Source organism: Streptomyces sp. NPDC040589 (assembly GCF_055594445.1).
The window spans coordinates 608,675-628,039 of sequence record NZ_JBVIWP010000002.1 but is presented as its reverse complement, the minus strand read 5'-3'; the positions used below and the strand labels follow the sequence as shown (position 1 = coordinate 628,039).

Below are 19,365 nucleotides of genomic sequence, written 5' to 3'. Positions count from 1 at the left end.
CACCGCCCGTCAACCCCTTCCTACGGTCGCGTAGGTCACATTCGAGGGTGAATTATGAGCTGCTGTGGCAGACGATTGGAAGAGTGACAGCAGAGCAGTGATCGGGTCGTACGTGGCGGTGGGGGACAGCTTCACCGAGGGCGTCGGTGATCCCGGCCCCGACGGGGCGTTCGTCGGCTGGGCCGACCGGTTCGCCGTGCTGCTCGCCGACCGCAGGCCCGAAGGCGACTTCCGGTACACCAACCTCGCCGTACGCGGAAAGCTCCTCGACCAGATCGTGGCGAACCAGCTTCCGAGGGCCGTCGAGATGGCCCCGGACCTCGTCTCCTTCTGCGCCGGGGGCAACGACATCATCCGGCCCGGCACCGACCCGGACGAGGTGGCCGAGCGGTTCGAGCGGGCCATCGCCCAGCTGACCGCGGTGGCCGGCACGGTGATGGTGACGACCGGGTTCGACACCCGTGGCGTGCCCGTGCTCAAGCATCTGCGCGGCAAGATCGCCACGTACAACGGGCATGTGAGGGCCATCGCCGACCGGTACGGCTGCCCGGTGCTCGACCTGTGGTCCCTGCGCAGTGTCCAGGACCGCCGGGCCTGGGACGCCGACCGGCTGCACCTGTCGCCCGACGGGCACACCCGCGTGGCGCTCCGCGCGGGGCAGGTGCTCGGCCTCGAGGTGCCGGCCGACCCCGAGCAGGAGTGGCCTCCGCAGCCGCCTCGCGGCACCCTCGACGTCCGGCGGGACAATGTCCACTGGGCGCGGGAGTTCCTGGTGCCGTGGATCGGGCGCCGGTTGCGCGGGGAGTCCTCGGGAGACCATGTGACGGCCAAGGGGGCGCTGTCGCCGGAGGACATCAGGATGCGGATCGGGTCGGTGGCGTGAGGGTGGGGCTTCGGTGGGGGTGCGCGTAGCTCCTATCGCCGGGTGGTGGGTCGGGGCCGCGTCGGGGGGTGTCCGTCCTCGGAACGGCGCGATGGGGTCGGGGACCAATTAGCTGTTCGTTGACGCGCCAACCGCTGCGGGCGGACACCCCCCGACGCGTCCCCTTCCGTGAGCCGGCGGGTGCGGGCGCGTCGTGGCCTGCGCCATCCGCCATAGCTGCGGGCAATCGTGCCTCCCCCAGTGCCTCAAGGGCCTGGGAGGTACCCCGAGGGCGGCACGGGTGGGCGGTGGGGGTCTCCCCGCTCGAGCGGAGCCGGTAGTGGGGGAGGCACCCCTGTTCCGCCGGGTTGCGGACCCGCTCCGGCCCCAGCACCAACGCCGGGTGGCTCACGGCCGGGTCAAGGCCGCTGATGCAGACCCAGTTCGCGGGACAGGGCCTCCTCCACCCACTCCTGTGCCCGCGCCCGCGGCACCGCGCCCTCGTAGGACGTCAGCTGGACGGCGAGCCCGTCGAGCAGGGCGGTGAGGCGCAGGGCCGTGCCGTGCGGGTCGGGGCAGTGGAACTCGCCGGCCGCCACGCCCTCCGCGATGACCTCGGCGATGGCCGCCTTCCACTGCCGGTCGAGCTCCTGGGCGACCTCCCGCAGCGCGGGCTCGCGCGGTGCCGCCGCCCAGCCCTCGATCCACAGCCGCCAGCCCTTGGCCTGGCCCGTCGGGGCGTACCACCGTACGGCCGACCGCAGCCGGCGCAGCGCCGACGTACGGCGGCCCAGCAGCTTGCGCAGATGCGCGAGGTCCCCCTCCGCCGCGTGCCGGAACGCGGCGGCCACCAACTGTTCCTTCGTCGAGAAGTGATAGAGGACCAGCGCGTTGCTCACACCGAGCACCGAGGCGATGTCGGAGATTCGGACCGCCGTCACACCCCGGGCCTCGATCTGCTCGACGGCGGCCCGCAGCAGATCACCGCGCCGTTCCGCCACGCTCAACCGGACTCTCGTCACGCCGTCACCCTACACACGCGCGTGCACCCTCTTGACGTGTGGATTCGGCCGGTCCGGCAGGGGTCGCGCGGCCGGTTCGCCGTCCGTCACCGGTACCAGCCGAAGCGCTCCGCGATCACCGGCAGCCGGTCCGCCGCGATCGCGTGCGCGGCGGCTCGCGGCGTCGTCCCGTCGGCCTGTGCCCGGGCCAGCATCCGCTCGACCAGGGCCCGCATCGAGCCGCGGGTGTGGGCGAACGCCTCCTCCGCGTCGGCGCCGATGTCCCCGAAGAGCGTCCACCACCACCAGGCGTTCGTCCCGGAGTTGACCACCACGTCCGGCAGCACGGTCACCCCGCGCGCGGCCAGCAGCAGTTCCGCCTCCGGTCGTACGGGCATGTTGGCCGCCTCGACGACCCAGCGGGCGGTGATCCGCTCCTGGTTCCCGGAGTCGATCGCGTACGAGACGGCCGCGGGGACCAGGACGTCCGTGTCGGCCGACAGCCACGCGTCGCCGGGCAGGTCGCGGTCGCCGGGCCGCAGCGCGGAGCGGTCCACGGTGCCGTGGGCGTCCCGCGCGGCGAGCAGCGCCTCGACGTCCAGGCCCGCCGGGTTGGCGATCGTGCCCTTGAGATCGGCGACGGCCACGACCGTGAGCCCCGCGCGCGTGAGGAAGCGGGCGGTCGCCCCGCCCATGGTGCCCAGCCCCTGGAGGGCGACCCGCGTCCCCGCGTACGGCACGCCGGCCTGGTCCAGGGCCGTGAGGGCCGCCTCGGCCACACCGCAGCCGCCGACCAGCTCGTCGAGACCGAGGCCGTCCACCTCGATGGCGAACGCGTCCCCGAGCCGCCGCCGCGCCTCGGCCTCGTCGTCCAGCAGCGGATACACGGCCTGTATGGAGGAGACCAGCCCCGCCTCGGCGGCGGCCCGGTCCACCAGGTCCTGGGTGAGCCCGAGGTCCTCGCCCGTCGTCCAGCAGCTCTCGATGTACGGCCGCATCGCGCGCAGATAGCGCACGAGCAGGGCGTACGCCTCCGGGTCCCGGGGGTCGCAGTCGATGCCGCCCTTCGCGCCGCCGAGCGGGACGTAGCGGCTCTCGGGGTCGTAGTGCAGGGCCTCCTTCATGGTCATCCCGCGGGCCAGGCCGGTGACCTCCTCCATGGTGCAGCCCGCGCGCATCCGCAGACCGCCGCTGGCGACACCGCGCACCAGCCGGTCGACGACCAGAAAGCCCTGGTGACCGGTGAGGTGGTCGGTCCAGGTGAGGGACAGCAGGGGGCTGACCATGCGGGCTCCTTCGCCGGGTTACTGAATCCTCGGTCAGTATCACCCTCGGAGGGACCCCTGTGCCCCGGTGTTGTCGGAGGGGCCGACCATAATGGAAAGCCTGACCGACTCCACCTGGAGGTACCGTGGCCGGTTTCCGTTCCCTGAGCACCGGGCTCCGTGCGCTGCGGCCCGGGGCGTTCGGCGCGGATCCGCGCGGTGAGCGCATGGCGCGCATCCGCAGATCACCCCATTTCGAGGACGGGGTCTTCCAGAACCCCGGCGGCCCCGCGCGGACCCGGCCCTCGGGCTCCACCCTGGACTTCGCGAAGGTCTTCTTCGACAAGGAGACCCGGCCCCGCCGCAGCCCCAAAGGCACGGTGCCGGTGCACTCCACCACCCTCGCCGACATCGCCCGGCCCCCGGCCACCGGGCTGCGGCTGACCTGGATGGGGCACTCCAGCGTGCTCGCGGAGATCGACGGCCGGCGGGTCCTGTTCGACCCGGTGTGGGGCGAGCGCTGCTCCCCGTTCCCCTTCGCCGGGCCCAAGCGGCTGCACCCGGTGCCCCTGCCGCTGGCCGGGCTCGGCCCGGTCGACGTGGTGGTCATCTCGCACGACCACTACGACCACCTGGACATGCCCACCATCAAGGCCCTGGCCGGCACGGACACCCTGTTCGCCGTGCCGCTCGGCGTCGGCGCGCACCTGGAGCACTGGGGCGTGTCCGCCGACCGGCTGCGCGAACTGGACTGGCACGAGACCACCAAGATCGGCGGCCTCGCCCTGACCGCCACCCCGGCCCGGCACTTCTGCGGCCGGGGCCTGCGCAACACCCAGCACACCCTGTGGGCCTCCTGGGTCGTCGCCGGGGAGGAGCACCGGATCTACCACAGTGGCGACACCGGCTACTTCGAGGGCTTCAAGGAGATCGGCGCCGAGCACGGGCCGTTCGACGCCACGATGATCCAGCTCGGCGCCTACTCCGACTTCTGGCCCGACATCCACATGACGCCCCCGGAGGGGCTCCAGGCTCACTTCGACCTGCAGGGAGGCAAGCCGCACGGCGTGCTGCTGCCGATCCACTGGGGCACGTTCAACCTCGCCACCCATGCCTGGGCGGAGCCGGGGGAGTGGACGAAGGACCTGGCCGGGGAGGCGGGACAGGACGTGGCGTTCCCCCGGCCGGGCGAGCCCTTCGAACCGGCTGGGAAGCTTCCCGGGCAGCCTTGGTGGCAGGCGGTGTCCGCACCCATCGCCCGTCCGTGGCGCGACACCACGAGGGGGGCCACCGCGCCGGTCACTCCGCCCGGAGTGACGCCCGTGCCGACGGCTCCGGACGGTCTCGACCTCGCGGGTGAGAAGTGATCCGGCGGCGCGGCGCCTCAGGAGTGGGGAGGTCCGCCGCCGGGGTCACGGCGCATCATCCGGGACCGGCAAGAGCCCCGCGGACCGCAAGGCCCTCTTGAGCGGGCCAAGATCGTAGATCCCCGTCAGGTCAGCCGATTCGAGCAGGTGCAACCGGACGGCGTGCCGGGCCTGGGCGCGCAGGGTCGGGGCCAGCGGGTCGTTCGTGAACGTGATGCCCTGCCAGGCGGCGTCGAGCACGGCGGCGGGAAGTGCCTGCCCCGTCAAGCGCTTGAGGTGGGCGCCGGCCGTGGTCCTGGCTTCCTCGGGGTGGTCGGCGATCCAGGCGTTGGCGGCGACGGAAGCCCGTACGACAGCGTCGACCACGTCCCGGTGTTTCGCCAGGAACCTGGGCGAGACGATGACGTTCGTCGTGACGAACCGGCGATCGGGCCACAGGTCCGCCTCGTCCAGCAGCACGCGTGCGCCCTCCGCGACCAGGATCGAGGCAGTCGGCTCGGGAACCCAGGCGCCGTCCAGCGAGCCGGAGCGGAAGGCGTTCACCGTCACCCGGTTGTCGGTGCGGACGAGGGAGACGTCGCCCCTGCCGGTCGTCGGGTCGATTTTCCACCCACGGCTCGCCGCCCAGTGCAGGAAAGCCACGTCCTGGGTGTTGCCCAGTTGCGGCGTGGCGATCCGTTTGCCCTTCACCTCGTTCAGGGAGCGAATGCGGTCGGGGTTCACCACGAGCCGCACACCGCCGGAGGCCGCGCCCGCCACGATCCGCAGCGCGTCCCCGCCCGACCGCAGATATCCGTTGATCGCGGGCGACGGTCCGGTCCACGCGATGTCCACGGAACCGGCGTTGAGGGCCTCGATCACGGCCGGGCCGGCGTTGAAGCTGCGGGGAGCGAGCGCGGTGCCCTTCAGCTCCCGGGCGAAAAAGCCCCGCTCGAGGCCCACGAGCGCGGTGGCATGGGTGAGATTGGGCAGGTAGCCGATGCGCACGGTGTCGACGGAGAGCTTGGGGCCCCGGGCGGGTGACCCCGCCGCGTCCGCCGCGGTCGGCCGGTTCTTTCCGTATCCGCATCCCGCCAGCAGGCTCAGTGCGATGGTGAGCGCCACCACTGCCGCGACCAGCCGGGTCAGGGGCACTGACGGTAACGGGGCAAGGCGCATGCGGGTCCTCGAGGTCAGGTGTGGAAACCGGCGGAAGGAGGCGAGGCGGCCGCGGGGACATGGGCCACGAGACCGGGGCGCGCCACGTCGATCGGCCCGGTGAAGGCGCGGGCGGCCGCGCTCACGGCTGGTGCCTGACCGGTACCCGGCCACAGATGCGTGAGCAGTAGCCGTGCCGCCCCGGCCGCCTCAGCGTACTCACCCGCCAGACGTGCGCTCAAGAGGAACTCCTCGTCAGTACGCGGGACTTGATCGACATACGTGGCTTCGGACAGCAGCACGTCGGCGTCCCGCGCCAAGGCGGTCACCTCGGGACTGGGCCCGGTGTCCCCGGTGTAGGCCAGGGACATGCCACCCGCGGTCAGGCGTACGCCCGCGTTCGGGACGAAGTGCGGCAGCAGGCGCGTGTCGATACGGAAGGGGCCGACCTCGAAGCTGTCGCCGCCCTGGAACTCGCGCAGTTCGAAGGAGCCCCTCAGCATCCCGGGACGGTCCAGGGAGAGCACGGCGTCCAGCGCTGAGGGCAGCGTGTACACGGGCAGGGCAGCCGCCGGCTCCTCGGTGAGGGCGCGGGCACGCAGCAGGGGGTTGAGGTCGGCGCAGTGGTCCGGGTGCCCGTGCGTGACCAGGACGGCGTCGACCTGCTCGGCCGTCACATGCTCCTGGAGCGCGGGAAACGTCGCGTAACCGGGGTCGACGAACAGGCGGAAACCCTCGCTCTCCATCAGATATCCGCTGCACGGCTGGTCCTTGACCGGCCATGCTCCGCAGCCGCCCAGGACGGTGAGGTGCATCATGCGGTGTTCCTGTTCAGACGTACGGCCTGGCGAGTTGACGGGAATTCCGATCTTACGCCCCATCCGTGAGTGCTGAACTCGGTGCGGTCAAGGGCGAGTCGGGGATTCTGAGCGAATCGGCCGGTCGATGTGCGTTCACGGAGGCTTCTCGGACAATCGGATGGCCGACGCAAGCAGCAATGTGCACTGTTCCCCGCCGCCCGGAATGCCCCCTTCCCTTTCTTTGCGGCGGCTAAGCGAAAGTAAACGTTATGAGCGGTGTGAGTCCACGGGGGTGACCTGGTGCCACAGGGTGAGGTGATTGTTCTGTTCGCCCCTTTTGGCCATAAGGGGCGCTTATCAGTGCCGCGAAGGTGGGGAGGGTGCCGAAGGTGAAACATTCTTGGCTGAAAGGCGCTCTGGACGGATGGGGCAGAAGTTTCTTTGGTTGACATTGATGTCAAGGGCTTGCAACGATTTAATCAACATTAGAGTCAGAGTTGTCCGTTGAATACCAAAAGTCATCGGCGGGCAAGTGAGGGGATGACTGTGCAGCAACAGGTTCCGGATGTCAGCGGTATTCGGGCGGAAAGAGTCGTTGTTGTCTCGCTGATGAAATCCGGCACCCATCTCGTGCAGGAACTGATGCTGGCTCTGGGGTACAAGATCTACGGCCAGTCCAGGATTCCACAGGAAATCCGGCCGGTTCTGGGTGATGAGACGCGCGATCGAGTCGTGCGCATGGTGCACGGCGACCAGGCGGCCGACGCCCTCAAGGGGCAGGGGGAAGAGGCCTACCGGGCGGGCGCGGACCAGGCCTGGGAGGCGCTCGGCTGGGCCTGGCAACAGCGGCTCGGAATGCCTCTGGTCAACCGCTACGGCGCTCAGCTCACTCATACCGAAGCCGTCGACAACGCCCTGCGGCGCACCTCCGACACACCTTTCTCCTGGACGCCGGAGAACACCTGCTGGATCGTTCCGGAACTCGACATCAAGAAGGTCGACGGGAAATTCATCGAGGAATGGTCCCGGACCGGTGAGCCGCGAATCCTCTTCATGTACCGCGATCCCCGGGACATGGTTCTCTCGATGGTGAACTTTCTGCTCGGGAGGACCGCTCAGGGATTCGGTAACTTCAGCGAGTTCCAGGTCTTCAACAACATTCTGGCCGCCAAGGGATCCTTGGAGGAGCGCCTTCTCTACGCGCTGTCGGATCCGGCCTTCCCGGCCAGCGGTGACCATGAGCGGATGCTCTGGCTCCTGAACCACCCCAAGGTCTGCAACATATCGTTCGAGGAAATGGTGGGGCAGCAGGGCGGTGGCTCTGCCGAGGCCCAGCTCGACGTGGTACGGCGTGTGATCGAGTTCGTCGGTGCCGACGCGGACCCCGAGAAGACCGCCGACGGGATCTTCCGCAGGGACTCCTTCTCCTTCTTCAAGGGCCAGATCGGCAGCTGGCGGGAGGCGTTCACCCCACGGGTCGAACAGCTCGCGCACGAGCGCCTGGCCAAGGCCCTGGAGCTGTACGGCTACCCGGCCTGAACCCCGCCCTGGGCCGTCGCCCGCGGACTCTGTTCCCTCGTACGCCGAACCAAGGAGCTCCGAAGCCGCATGACAAAGGCCACCGACCGGACACGCACCCTCGTCCTCGTGATGAGACGCGGGCTGAGCACGTCTCCGGACCACGTTCAGACCCTGCTCGACCTGGACATACGGACCCACCTCCTCACCGTTGACACGGAGCCCTGGGCGAACGACCCCCGTTTCGCCTCCGTACGCCGGCTCCCGCACGACTCCGACCAGCGTGACTTCGTGAAGGCCGCCGTCGAGACCGCCCGGGAACGCGGCGCCTCCGCTGTCGTCACCTTCATCGAGCCGGACATCGAGATCGTCGAGGACGCCAACGCGGAGCTCGGCCTCGACTGGGCGATCCCCGAGGCCGCCCGCATCTGCCGGGACAAGCTGCGCCAGCGGACGTTCCTGGCCGAGCACGACATCCCCTCGGTCTGGTTCCACCCGGTCACCGACATCGAGTCGGCCGTCCAGGCCGCCACCGCCCGAGGACTGCCGCTCATGGTGAAGCCGACCCGGGCCGCCGCCAGCGACTGCGTCGAACTCGTCAGCGACGTGGACCGGTTGAGGGCCTCCCTCAAGGTGATCCAGGGCTACATCGAAAGCGGACGCAACTTCTACTTCTCCGGCGCCCCGGAGTCCTGGGCGGTCCTCGAGGAGTACCTGCCGGGCGAGGAGATCACCCTCGACGGCGTCGTACTCGACGGGCAGTTCGTCCTCGGCGGCGTCCACAACAAGAAGCACTCGGCCGGCCCGCACTTCGAAGAGGACCTGTACACGCTGCCGTTCAAGACCCCGGAGCACGAGGACGAGGTCGCCGGCATCGCCGCGAGCATCACCCGTGCACTCGGCGTGAAGCACGGCCTGTTCAACGCCGAGATGCGGCAGGACGCCGAAGGGCGCTATCGGGTCGTCGAGTTCTCGATCCGCGTCTCCGGCGGCCACGTCTACCGGCACATCAAGGACGTCTACGCCATCGACTTCGTGCGCATGTTCCTGCGCGCGGCGTGTGGCGAGAGCGTCGAGGACATCCTCGCCCAGGAGAACCAGAAGCAGCCGCCGCGGATGACCGTGTGCGCCAAGGTCGTGTACCGCAACGGGCGGGTCGTGCGCAACAGCGTGGGCGAGGCCATGCACTCGCCGTACTTCCGCACGTACTTCCCGGTGGCCAAGCCCGGTACGGACGTCGTCTCCGGTGAGAAGGGCTTCGACTTCACCGGTCTGCTGTCCGTGTGGCATCCCTGGCAGCCCGGCCAGGACCCGGCCGTCGTCCACGACGTGGCCCGCGCCCTCGCGGAGAAGCTCGACGTGGAAGTCGTCGATGCCGGCGAGACGCAAGGGCAGAAGACTCCGTGACGGCGTCGCCTCACCACAGACGCCGCTGGGCCATCGGCGGCGCGATGCTGTCGGTGGCTCTCCTCACCGCGTCCTGTGGTGGCACTGCCACCGAGAAGGCCGCGTCACCGCTGGTCAAGAATGTCACGCTGGTCAAGGCCGGGAAGATCGTGGTCTGCACCAACGTGCCCTACGAGCCCTTCTCCTTCACGCGGAACGGCAAGGTCGTCGGCTTCGACATCTCGCTGATGGACAAGGTGGCCGAGCGGCTCGGGGTGAAGCAGGAGATCGTCGACATCGACTTCGACCCGATCCGGAGCGGCGCGGCGCTCAACTCCGGCAGGTGCGACGTCGCGGCGGCCGGCATCACGATCACGGAGGAGCGCAGAAGGAACGTCGCCTTCTCGGACTCGTACTTCGACGAGGCGCTCAGCCTGATGAGTCCCGAGGGCAAGCCGGTGGCCACGCTCGACGAGGCCAAAGCCGGCAAACTGCGCGTCGGCGTGCTGACCGGCACCACGAGCATGAAGGCCGCGGTGGACAAGGGCATCGAGCCTCAGGAGTACAAGGACTCCGGCAAGCAGCTCACCGCCCTGCGCTCGGGGAGCGTCGACGTCATCGTGCAGGACCTCCCCGTGGTCACCAGCTGGCTCAAGAAGCCGGAACTGGCCGGGAAGTTCACGGCCGGACAGCCCATCAGCACCGGAGCGCACTATGGCTTCGTGGTGAAGAAGAAGGGCAGTGAGCACCTGCTCAAGGTGCTCAACGAGGTGATCGCTGAAGCGAAGCGGGACGGCAGCTACGCCCAGCTCCACCAGAAGTGGCTCGGCGTCCCACCCGAGCAGAGCGCGACTTCCTGAGGGAGCCATGGCCAAGACGTCCGCAGCTCCCCTGAACCTCGACCCCGCTCCCTCACCCTCCGCGACAGCCGGTTCCAGCCCGCGCCGCCGCAGACGCCTCAGCCTGACCGTGCAGTACGCGGTGTTCGTGATCGTTGTCGCCGCGCTGGCACTGCAGGTCGACTGGGCCGCCGTCCAGGAGCACTTCCTCGACCTGGGCGTCGCCCGCGAGACCTTCCCCGACCTGCTCACGGTGGCGCTGCGCAACACCATTCTGTACACACTCTCCGGCTACGTCCTCGGCTTCCTGCTCGGGCTCGTGCTGGCCCTGATGCGCCTGTCCTCCGTACCGCTGCACCGCTGGACCGCGCTGCTCTACATAGAGATCTTCCGGGGACTGCCGGCGCTGGTGATCTTCCTGATCATCGGCTTCGGGATCCCGGTCGCCTTTCCAGGATTCACGCTGCCCGGGGACATCTACGGTCAGGTGGCGCTGGCACTGGGCCTGGTCTCGGCGGCGTACATGGCCGAGACCTTCCGGGCCGGAATCCAGGCCGTGCCCAAGGGCCAGATGGAGAGCGCCCGTTGCCTGGGCATGTCGCACACCCGGGCCATGGTCTCGATCGTGATGCCGCAGGCCCTGCGTATCGTCGTGCCGCCACTGACCAACGAACTCGTCCTGCTCTTCAAGGACTCTTCGCTGGCGTTCGTCCTGGGGGTCACGGCGGCCACCACCGAACTCGCCAAGTTCGGCTCCGACGTGGCGGCCGACCAGGCCGATTCCACCCCGCTCGTGGTGGCCGGCCTCGGCTACCTCCTCATCACCGTCCCGCTCGGGATCCTGGTGCGCCGGCTGGAGAGCCGCCGCGCCGAAAGGGGCTGACGCATGGCCACGGCTCAACCAGCCGTCGAAGTGGTCGGACTGCACAAGTCGTACGGAGGGCTCGACGTCATCAAGGGAGTCGACCTGCGCATCGCGCCCGGCGAGGTCGTGTGCGTCATCGGCCCCTCCGGGTCCGGCAAGTCCACGCTGCTGCGCTGCGTGAACATGCTCGAGGAGCCCACCTCGGGCGTCGTCCGGGTCGACGGTGTCCGTATGAACCACCCCGACACCGACCTGGACGCGGCCCGGCGGCGCATGGGAATGGTCTTCCAGATGTTCCATCTGTTCCCGCACCTGACGGTGCTGGGAAACGTGACCATCGCCCAGCGGCGCGTCCTGAAGAGGGACCGGGCCGAGGCGGAGCGCGTCGGGCGTGACTGCCTGGCCCGCGTAGGCGTCGCGGACAAGGCCGACGCCTACCCCGCGCAGCTGTCGGGCGGGCAGCAGCAACGCGTCGCCATCGCCCGCGCGCTGGCGATGAACCCCAGCGTGATGCTCTTCGACGAGCCGACCTCCGCCCTCGACCCCGAGCTCGTCGGTGAGGTACTCACCGTCATGCGCGACCTGGGGCTGGACGGCATGACGATGCTTGTGGTCACGCACGAGATGGCTTTCGCCCGGGACGTGGCCGACCGCGTCGTCTTCATGGACGACGGAGTGATCGTCGAGGAGGGCCTGCCGTCGCAGGTCATCGACGATCCCCGCCACGAACGCACCCGCACCTTCCTCCGACGAGTTCTCGGACCGCAGGGCTCTGCGGGGCCGGGGCCGGGCAAGACCAGCACGGGGAGAACACATGAGTACCACTGACACACACGACACGGGTGAGGCGCACCAGGACGACCACGCCTTCGCGCGTGCCTGCGCCGAGGAGGCGGGCGCCCGGCTCATGGAGATCAGGGCAGTGGCGGCGCCGGACACCGACCCGCGCGAGCTGAGGGCGGCCGGGGACCGTGGTGCCCAGTCCGTCCTGGCCGACCTGCTCAAGCGGCATCGGCCGTACGACGCGGTCCTGTCGGAGGAGGCGGCCGACGACCGCGGCCGTCTGCGTGCGCGCCGGGTCTGGATCATCGATCCGCTCGACGGCACCCGGGAGTTCGCCGAGCCTCCGCGCGAGGACTGGGCCGTGCACGTGGCGCTGTGGGAGGAAGGCGAGGTGAGAGCGGGGGCCGTCGCCCTGCCCGCACGCGGCACCGTCCTGTGCACCGACGACCCGGTGCCGCTCCGGGCGGCCGTCCGGCGGCGTCCCCGGATGCTGGTCAGCCGCACCCGGCCGCCCGAGTTCGTCACACGTCTGGCCGAGGAACTGGGCGCAGACCTCGTACCCCAGGGCTCGGCCGGGGCCAAGACGGCCTCCGTCGTGCTCGGCGAGGCGGATCTGTACGTGCACGCCGGCGGCCAGTACGAGTGGGACTCGGCGGCGCCCGCGGCGGTCGCCGCCCACTACGGCTGCACCGTTCTCAGGCTCGACGGCAGCGTGCCGCGCTACAACCGGGCGGATCCGATGCTGCCCGACCTGGCCGTCTGCGCGCCGGAGCTGCACGAGCGGTTCCGGGCGGCGTTCGCCCGGGTCTGCCCCGACTGGCCGGTCGCCGAGGAGGGCGCGGGGGTATGACGGCTGTCTTGCACCAGGGTTGTACCGTCTGGCTGACCGGACTGCCGAGCTCCGGCAAGACCACCATCGCCACCGCGCTCGCCGAACGGCTACGCGGCGACGGACATCGCGTCGAGGTGCTCGACGGTGACGTGATCCGCTCGTTCCTCTCGGCCGGCCTCGGCTTCAGCCGCGAGGACCGCTACACGAACGTACAGCGCATCGGGCTGGTCGCCGAGATCCTCGCCCGGAACCGGATCATCGCACTCGTCCCGGTGATCGCCCCGTACCGGGACAGCCGCGAGGCGGTGCGCAAGCGCCATGAACAGAGCGGGACCCCCTTTCTGGAGGTGCACGTCGCCACGCCCGTGGAGGTGTGTGCCGAACGCGATGTGAAAGGGCTGTACGCCCGGCAGGCCGCGGGCGAACTGACCGGCCTGACAGGGGTGGACGACCCCTACGAGGTGCCCGAGTCCCCTGACCTGCGCATCGAGACGCAGAACCAGACGGTGCAGGAGTCCGCCGTGTCGCTCCACGCTTTGCTGATCGTGAGGGGGTTGTCGTGACGCGGGCGACCGCAGCTCACTCGCACACGCCGGTGTCGCGGGGCTGGAGCCATCTGGACTCGCTGGAGTCGGAGGCGGTGCACATCATCCGTGAGGTGGCGGGCGAGCTGGAGAACCCCGTGCTGCTGTTCTCCGGCGGCAAGGACTCCATCGTCATGCTGCACCTGGCGCTGAAGGCCTTCGCCCCGGCACCGGTCCCGTTCCCGCTGCTGCACGTGGACACCGGGCACAACTTCCCGGAGGTGGTCGCCTACCGGGACCGCACGGTGGCCCGGTACGGGCTGCGGCTGCTCGTGGCCGACGTGCAGGACTACATCGACCGCGGAGTCCTGCGCGAACGCCCCGACGGCACCCGCAACCCGCTCCAGACCCTCCCGCTGACCGAGGCCATCCGGCAGCACCGCTTCGACGCGGTCTTCGGCGGCGCACGCCGGGACGAGGAGAAGGCACGGGCCAAGGAACGGGTGTTCTCCCTGAGGGACGAGTTCTCGCAGTGGGATCCGCGCCGCCAGCGTCCCGAGCTGTGGCAGCTCTACAACGGCCGCCACGCCCCGGGCGAGCACGTGCGGATCTTCCCGTTGTCCAACTGGACGGAGCTGGATGTGTGGCAGTACGTCCAGCGCGAGCGGATCGAGCTGCCGGAGATCTACTTCGCCCACGAACGGGAGGTGTTCCGGCGCTCCGCGATGTGGCTGACAGCGGGGGAGTGGGGCGGGCCCACCGCCTCGGAAACGGGAGAGAAGCGACTGGTCCGCTACCGGACGGTCGGGGACATGTCCTGCACCGGAGCGGTGGACTCGGAGGCCAGGACCGTCGAGCAGGTCATCACGGAGATCGTCGCCACCCGGCTGACCGAGCGGGGCGCCACGCGCGCCGACGACAAGCTCTCCGAGGCGGCGATGGAAGACCGCAAGCGCGAAGGGTACTTCTAGACATGGGGACGACCACCGAGCAGACCGCCGAGGGGCCGGCGGGCACCACCACCCTGCTGCGCTTCGCCACCGCGGGCTCCGTCGACGACGGCAAGTCCACGCTGGTCGGACGGCTTCTGTACGACTCCAAGAGTGTGCTGGCCGACCAGTTGGAGGCCGTTGAGCAGGCCTCCCGCAACCGAGGCCGGGACACCCCGGACCTCGCTCTGCTGACCGACGGTCTGCGCGCCGAACGCGAGCAGGGCATCACCATCGACGTGGCGTACCGCTACTTCGCCACCCCGCGGCGCCGGTTCATCCTGGCCGACTCCCCGGGCCACGAGCAGTACACCAGGAACATGGTCACCGGCACCTCCACCGCCGACCTGGCCGTCGTCCTCGTCGACGCCCGCAAGGGGGTGGTGGAGCAGACCCGCCGCCATGTCGCCATCGCGGCTCTGCTGCGGGTCCCGCACGTGGTGCTCGCGGTGAACAAGATGGACCTCGCCGGATACGAGGAGTCGGTGTTCGCGCGGATCGCGGTGCAACTGACCGCGTACGCGACCGAACTGGGCGTTCCCGACATCACCGCGATCCCGATCTCCGCGCTGGCGGGGGACAACGTCGTGGAGCCGTCCGCGACCATGGACTGGTACGGCGGCCCCACCGTCCTCGAACACCTGGAAACCGTCCCGGTGAGCCGTGACCTGTCCGGGCACCAGGCACGCTTCCCGGTGCAGTACGTGATCCGGCCGCAGACCGCCGAGCACCCCGACTACCGCGGATACGCGGGCCAGATCGCCGCCGGCAGCTTCCACGTCGGAGAGTCCGTCACCCTGCTGCCCTCCGGCCAGGTGACGACCATCGCGGGGATCGACGCCCTGGGCGTCCCCGTCCCGCGTGCCTCGGCTCCCGAGTCCGTGACCGTCCTGCTCGCCGACGCCCTGGACGTCGCGCGCGGTGACCTGGTCGTGCCGACCGGGGCCGCACCCGAACTCACCCAGCGCATCGAGGCGACGGTGTGCCACCTGCATGAGCGTCCCCTGGCCGTGGGGGATCACGTACTGCTCAAGCACACCACGCGCACGGTCAGGGCGGTCGTCAAGGACCTCCCCTACCGGATCGACACGGCACACGGCCTGGCGCGCCGCCCCCGGCCGGAGTCCCTGACGGCCAACGACATCGCGACGGTCGTGCTGCACACCTCCGAGCCGCTCGCCATGGACGGCTACGCGCACTCGCGCCGCACCGGATCCTTCCTGCTGATCGACCCGGCCGACGGTGCCACGCTGGCCGCGGGCATGGCGGGCGCCGCCTTCACGGACGGCTACGGGGGAGGCCTGTGAACCGGCCGGTGTACGACAGCCCGCGCACGGCCGAGTCCCTCGCGGTGGCCGGTGTGCCGCCGGCCCCGGTTGCGGCCCCGGTGCGTGCCGTCGCCGTCCCGCCCGCGCTGGAACTTCGGGGGGTGACCAAGTTCTTCGGCCGCCCCGGCCGCGATCAGCTCGTGCTCGACGACATCGGTCTGGCCGTCGCTCCCGGCGAGTTCGTGTGTCTCCTGGGTGCCTCCGGCTGCGGCAAGTCCACCCTGCTCGCCCTGGCGGCGGGGATCGACGAGCCCAGCGCGGGGGAGGTCTCGGCGGTGGGCCCGCGCCCGGCGCTGATGTTCCAGGAGCATGCCCTGTTTCCGTGGCTGACCGCCGGGAAGAACGTCGAACTGGCGCTCAGGCTCAGGGGAGTTCCCCGGCGTGAGCGCCGCCCCGAGGCGGAACGTCTGCTGGGACTCGTCCGCCTGGGCGGCGCGTACGGCAAACGGGTGCACGAGCTGTCCGGCGGCATGCGCCAGCGCGTCGCCCTGGCCCGCGCCCTGGCCCAGGCATCACAAGTCCTGTTGATGGACGAGCCGTTCGCGGCGCTGGACGCGATCACCCGCGACCTGTTGCACGAGGAACTGATCAGGGTCTGGCAGGAGTGGAACCAGCCCGCCGCCGACACCCGCAGTCTGTCCGTGCTCTTCGTGACCCACAACGTCCGGGAGGCGGTGCGGCTCGGCGGCAGGGTGGTGCTGATGGCATCCCGGCCGGGCCGGATCGCCCGCGAGTGGCGCATCGACCTGACGTACCCCAGGCGTCTGGAGGACGAGGCAGTGGCGGAGAAGTCGAAGGAAATCACCGAAGAGTTGCGCAAGGAAATAAGCCGTCATGCCAGGAGCTGACACCAGACGGTCCCGGAACGCGGCCGAAGCCCGAGCCGTCCCGCCGGACACCCCGCGGGACAGCACCGACCTGCACGGGCTGAGCACCGGGCTGGACGCTCTGCAGAGCACCCAGCACAAGGGCGGCGCCAGACTGGGCAGGGTGCTGCTGGCGCGCGTGGCGCCCCCCGTGGTGGCCTGTGCCCTGTTCCTGGCGGTCTGGGAGCTGGTCCACCTTTCGGGGGTCAAGCCGGACTACGTCCTGCCCGGCCCGCGTGCGGTGTGGGACGCCCTGGTGGAGCAGTGGTACCTGGGCACCACGCTGGGCGTGATCGGGCAGAGCGTCTCGCGTGGAGCCCTCGGCTTCCTGGCGGCGATCGCCATCGGCACGCCGCTCGGGCTGTTCGTGTGGCGTGTGCGCCCCGTCAGGACCGCGGTCGGGCCGATCCTGACCGGGTTGCAGTCCCTGCCCTCGGTGGCCTGGGTCCCGGCCGCGGTCATCTGGTTCGGCCTGACGGACACGGCCATCTACGCGGTTGTGCTGCTGGGCGCCGTACCGTCCATCGCCAACGGGCTGGTGGCGGGCATGGACCAGGTGCCGCCGCTGTTCGTGCGCGCCGGGCGGTCGCTGGGCGCACGCGGCCTGCGAGGAGTGCGTCACATCCTGCTGCCCGCCGCCCTGCCCGGCTACCTCGCAGGGCTGAAACAGGGCTGGGCGTTCTCGTGGCGGTCCCTGATGGCCGCCGAACTCATCGCGGGATCCCCGGAGATGGGGTACGGACTGGGCCAGATGCTGGAGAACGGGCGCGTGGCGCAGGACATGCCTCTGGTCCTCGCGACGATCCTGCTGATCCTGTGCGTCGGCATCTGTGTCGAACTCCTTCTCTTCGCACCATTGGAGCGGTACGTGCTGCGTACCCGTGGGCTGCTGGAGCGTGCGACGTGAACGGTCAGAACGCCTTCGATAGCGAGGGCATCACCACCGGAGACCTGCGCGGCCTGCGCTACTTCCTCGCCGTCGCCGACGAGTTGAGCTTCGGCCGGGCAGCGGTGCGACTGCACATGACGCAGCCGGGACTCTCCCAGGGCATCAAGGCGCTGGAGCGCCGGCTCGGCATGCCGCTGTTCGAGCGCGACCGGCAGGGCGTCGCCCTGACGGCCGCGGGCCGGGTACTGGAGCCGAAGGCCCGGCAACTGCTGGCCCACGCGGAGGAGTTCGACCGCTTCGCAAGTGTGCTGGCAGGCCGTCACAACGGGAAGCTCACACTCTCCTACTCCCGCTCGGGCGGCATCGGGCTGGCATCCGAACTGACCAGCCGATTCCGGGAGCAGTATCCCCACATGACGGTCGAGACCGCGACGGGCCACACGCACTCGAACGTCGAGAGGATCCGGATGCGCACGCTCGACGCCGGCTTCATCCGGCCGCCGATCGACGGCGACGACCTCCAGTGCTCCGTCATCGCCTACGACCGGGTGGTCGTCGCCGTCCCGACCGGCCACCCGCTCGCGGACCGGCCGGGCGTCTCGCCGGCGGACCTCCCCGGCGAGCCGCTGGTGTTCTTCCCGCGTGAGCGCAGCGGTCTGTGGGAGTCCATCCTCGGCGCGGTGTACGGACAGGGTGCCGCGCCGGAGATCAGCCGGCTGGAACCCGACGAGGCCCACATGCTGGCGGCCGTGGCACAGGGCGCCGGCATCACGCTGGTCACCGAGCCGTCGGCGGCGCTGCTGGCCGTTCCGGGCGTGGTGTTCAAGCCCTTCACCGTGCCGGTCGCGGTGCCGATGGCGCTGGCCTGGCGGAAGGACAATGCCAATGCCGCCCTGCACACCTTCGTGTCGTTCGTGAACGGCGCCGTCAAACCGGCCGTGCCACCCTCGTCCGCGCCGGACGCCGTCGCCCCCGGGCGGGCCCGACGCGGACGGCCGCCGGACGGTGCGGCGGCCTCCCGGATCCCGCGCACCCTGGCTACGCGGGAACTGCGGCCGTCCGGTGCTGGGCGGTGAGCGGTGTGCGGATCTCCTGCGTGCAGCACTTGACGCCGCCGCCGGCCTTCAGCAGCTCGGACAGGTCCATGCCGATGGGGTGGAAGCCGTGCGCGCGCAACTGCTCGATCAGCCCGGTCGCGGCCTGTGCCAGGACCACGTTGTATCCGTCACTGACCGCGTTGAGGCCGAAGACCGCCGCATCGGCGTCGGAGGCGATCAGCGCGTCGGGGAACAGGTCGCGCAGCACCGCGAGGCTGCCGGGGGAGAACGCGGCGGGGTTGTACATGATCTGGTCGTCGTCGAGCACGGCGAGAGCGGTGTCGAGGTGGTAGTAGCGCGGATCGGTCAGGGTGAGGCTCACCACCGGGCGCTGGAAGAACTCCTGCGCCTTGAGGTGGCCCGCCGGGTCGGAGCGGAAGCCGCAGCCGGCCAGCAGCCAGCGACCGGTGACGAGGTAGTCGCCCTCGCCCTCGTTCACATGGTCGGACTCGCGCACCTCGGGGAAGCCGTGGGTGCGGAACCACTCGGCGTAGGCGGGCCCTTCGGCGGCGCGCTCCGAGTTGCGGAAGCGGGCGCCCAGCACCCGGCCGTCCACGACGGTGGCCCCGTTCGCGGCGAAGACCATGTCCGGCAGGCCCGGCAGGGGATCGATCAACTCGACGGTGTGTCCCAGCGCGACGTACAGGTCACGCAGCTCCTCCCACTGCGTGACGGCCAGCCGTTGGTCGACCGGTTTGCTCAGGTCCATCCACGGATTGATCGAGTAGGTGACGTCGAAATGGGTCGGCGGACACATGAGGTATCGCCGCCTGCGGACCACACGCGAGTGCTCATCGAGCATCAGGGCTGCCTCCGGCGAGTTTTCGGAATTCCGGTACGGAGCGATGTGCACGCTTCGCATTCGGGAGCGCACTCAACCATTGGCACACGAAAGGCGAGGGCCTGTCCAATCCCTTCTCCTAATCAGCTCATAACGCGGTTCTATAGCGCGACCAGGCGGCCTGAGATGTTTTCAGGAACCGCTTGACAGGGCGCTCGACCCGCTGCGAAGGTCAC

The 19,365-nt window shown here is 70.1% G+C and carries 19 protein-coding genes; 14 read left to right on the top strand and 5 right to left on the bottom strand.

Annotation, left to right across the window (positions count from 1 at the left end; translation table 11 throughout):
* Positions 1-97 precede the first annotated feature (97 nt).
* Complete coding sequence (locus tag ACZ58V_RS09845) at positions 98-883, top strand: SGNH/GDSL hydrolase family protein (RefSeq protein WP_468186119.1); 786 nt, start codon at positions 98-100, stop codon at positions 881-883.
* Positions 884-1,281: 398 nt separating this feature from the next.
* On the opposite strand, the gene ACZ58V_RS09840 is transcribed toward ACZ58V_RS09845, so the two are convergent.
* Both ACZ58V_RS09840 and ACZ58V_RS09835 read right to left on the bottom strand, forming a co-directional pair.
* Positions 1,282-1,884, bottom strand: coding sequence for a TetR/AcrR family transcriptional regulator (locus ACZ58V_RS09840; RefSeq protein ID WP_468184486.1), 603 nt, complete (start codon positions 1,882-1,884; stop codon positions 1,282-1,284).
* Between the two features lie 86 nt (positions 1,885-1,970).
* The gene (locus ACZ58V_RS09835) at positions 1,971-3,149 is read right to left on the bottom strand and encodes a glutamate dehydrogenase (protein WP_468184488.1); all 1,179 of its coding nucleotides are present in this window, start codon (positions 3,147-3,149) and stop codon (positions 1,971-1,973) included.
* Between the two features lie 125 nt (positions 3,150-3,274).
* Here ACZ58V_RS09835 and ACZ58V_RS09830 point away from each other — a divergent pair, with 125 nt between their 5' ends.
* Positions 3,275-4,495, top strand: a complete 1,221-nt coding sequence (locus tag ACZ58V_RS09830; RefSeq protein ID WP_468184491.1) for an MBL fold metallo-hydrolase — start codon at positions 3,275-3,277, stop codon at positions 4,493-4,495.
* A gap of 45 nt (positions 4,496-4,540) precedes the next feature.
* Here ACZ58V_RS09830 and ACZ58V_RS09825 read toward each other — a convergent pair whose 3' ends face one another.
* Positions 4,541-5,653 carry an ABC transporter substrate-binding protein gene (locus ACZ58V_RS09825; RefSeq protein ID WP_468184493.1) on the bottom strand — a complete coding sequence of 371 codons (1,113 nt, stop codon included), beginning with the start codon at positions 5,651-5,653 and terminating at the stop codon, positions 4,541-4,543.
* A 14-nt stretch (positions 5,654-5,667) separates the two neighbouring features.
* A complete protein-coding gene (locus ACZ58V_RS09820) occupies positions 5,668-6,450 on the bottom strand; it encodes an MBL fold metallo-hydrolase (RefSeq protein ID WP_471289354.1) in 783 nt (260 codons plus the stop codon).
* A 528-nt stretch (positions 6,451-6,978) separates the two neighbouring features.
* Between ACZ58V_RS09820 and ACZ58V_RS09815 the strand changes: the two genes are divergently transcribed.
* The 12 genes from ACZ58V_RS09815 to ACZ58V_RS09760 all read left to right on the top strand — a co-directional run bounded on the left by ACZ58V_RS09815 (position 6,979) and on the right by ACZ58V_RS09760 (position 18,327).
* Positions 6,979-7,971, top strand: coding sequence for a sulfotransferase family protein (locus ACZ58V_RS09815; protein WP_471289352.1), 993 nt, complete (start codon positions 6,979-6,981; stop codon positions 7,969-7,971).
* A gap of 69 nt (positions 7,972-8,040) precedes the next feature.
* Entirely contained in the window at positions 8,041-9,357 is a 1,317-nt protein-coding gene (locus tag ACZ58V_RS09810) for an ATP-grasp domain-containing protein (protein WP_471289349.1), read from the top strand.
* On the top strand, positions 9,354-10,196 hold the full coding sequence (locus tag ACZ58V_RS09805) for an ABC transporter substrate-binding protein (protein ID WP_471289347.1): 843 nt from the start codon (positions 9,354-9,356) through the stop codon (positions 10,194-10,196). Before ACZ58V_RS09810 ends, ACZ58V_RS09805 begins: the two co-directional genes overlap by 4 nt.
* 7 nt (positions 10,197-10,203) lie before the next feature.
* Positions 10,204-11,058 (top strand): amino acid ABC transporter permease, encoded by an 855-nt coding sequence (locus ACZ58V_RS09800; protein WP_468184505.1) that lies wholly within the window; start codon positions 10,204-10,206, stop codon positions 11,056-11,058.
* Positions 11,059-11,061: 3 nt separating this feature from the next.
* Positions 11,062-11,868: an amino acid ABC transporter ATP-binding protein gene (locus ACZ58V_RS09795; RefSeq protein WP_468184508.1), complete on the top strand. Its 807-nt coding sequence runs from the start codon at positions 11,062-11,064 to the stop codon at positions 11,866-11,868.
* Positions 11,855-12,673: a 3'(2'),5'-bisphosphate nucleotidase CysQ gene (locus tag ACZ58V_RS09790; protein WP_471289342.1), complete on the top strand. Its 819-nt coding sequence runs from the start codon at positions 11,855-11,857 to the stop codon at positions 12,671-12,673. The genes ACZ58V_RS09795 and ACZ58V_RS09790 overlap by 14 nt, the downstream gene beginning before the upstream one ends.
* Positions 12,670-13,218 (top strand): adenylyl-sulfate kinase, encoded by a 549-nt coding sequence (gene cysC, locus ACZ58V_RS09785; protein ID WP_468184513.1) that lies wholly within the window; start codon positions 12,670-12,672, stop codon positions 13,216-13,218. Before ACZ58V_RS09790 ends, cysC begins: the two co-directional genes overlap by 4 nt.
* Positions 13,215-14,150: a sulfate adenylyltransferase subunit CysD gene (gene cysD / locus ACZ58V_RS09780; RefSeq protein ID WP_468184515.1), complete on the top strand. Its 936-nt coding sequence runs from the start codon at positions 13,215-13,217 to the stop codon at positions 14,148-14,150. Before cysC ends, cysD begins: the two co-directional genes overlap by 4 nt.
* A 2-nt stretch (positions 14,151-14,152) precedes the next feature.
* The gene (locus ACZ58V_RS09775; protein WP_468184518.1) at positions 14,153-15,475 is read left to right on the top strand and encodes a sulfate adenylyltransferase subunit 1; all 1,323 of its coding nucleotides are present in this window, start codon (positions 14,153-14,155) and stop codon (positions 15,473-15,475) included.
* Between the two features lie 80 nt (positions 15,476-15,555).
* Complete coding sequence (locus ACZ58V_RS09770) at positions 15,556-16,344, top strand: ABC transporter ATP-binding protein (RefSeq protein ID WP_468186121.1); 789 nt, start codon at positions 15,556-15,558, stop codon at positions 16,342-16,344.
* The gene (locus ACZ58V_RS09765; RefSeq protein WP_468184521.1) at positions 16,331-17,269 is read left to right on the top strand and encodes an ABC transporter permease; all 939 of its coding nucleotides are present in this window, start codon (positions 16,331-16,333) and stop codon (positions 17,267-17,269) included. Before ACZ58V_RS09770 ends, ACZ58V_RS09765 begins: the two co-directional genes overlap by 14 nt.
* The gene (locus tag ACZ58V_RS09760; protein WP_471289341.1) at positions 17,266-18,327 is read left to right on the top strand and encodes a LysR family transcriptional regulator; all 1,062 of its coding nucleotides are present in this window, start codon (positions 17,266-17,268) and stop codon (positions 18,325-18,327) included. The genes ACZ58V_RS09765 and ACZ58V_RS09760 overlap by 4 nt, the downstream gene beginning before the upstream one ends.
* Here ACZ58V_RS09760 and ddaH read toward each other — a convergent pair.
* Positions 18,290-19,150, bottom strand: a complete 861-nt coding sequence (gene ddaH / locus ACZ58V_RS09755) for a dimethylargininase (protein WP_471289340.1) — start codon at positions 19,148-19,150, stop codon at positions 18,290-18,292. The genes ACZ58V_RS09760 and ddaH overlap by 38 nt on opposite strands.
* Positions 19,151-19,365 lie beyond the last annotated feature (215 nt).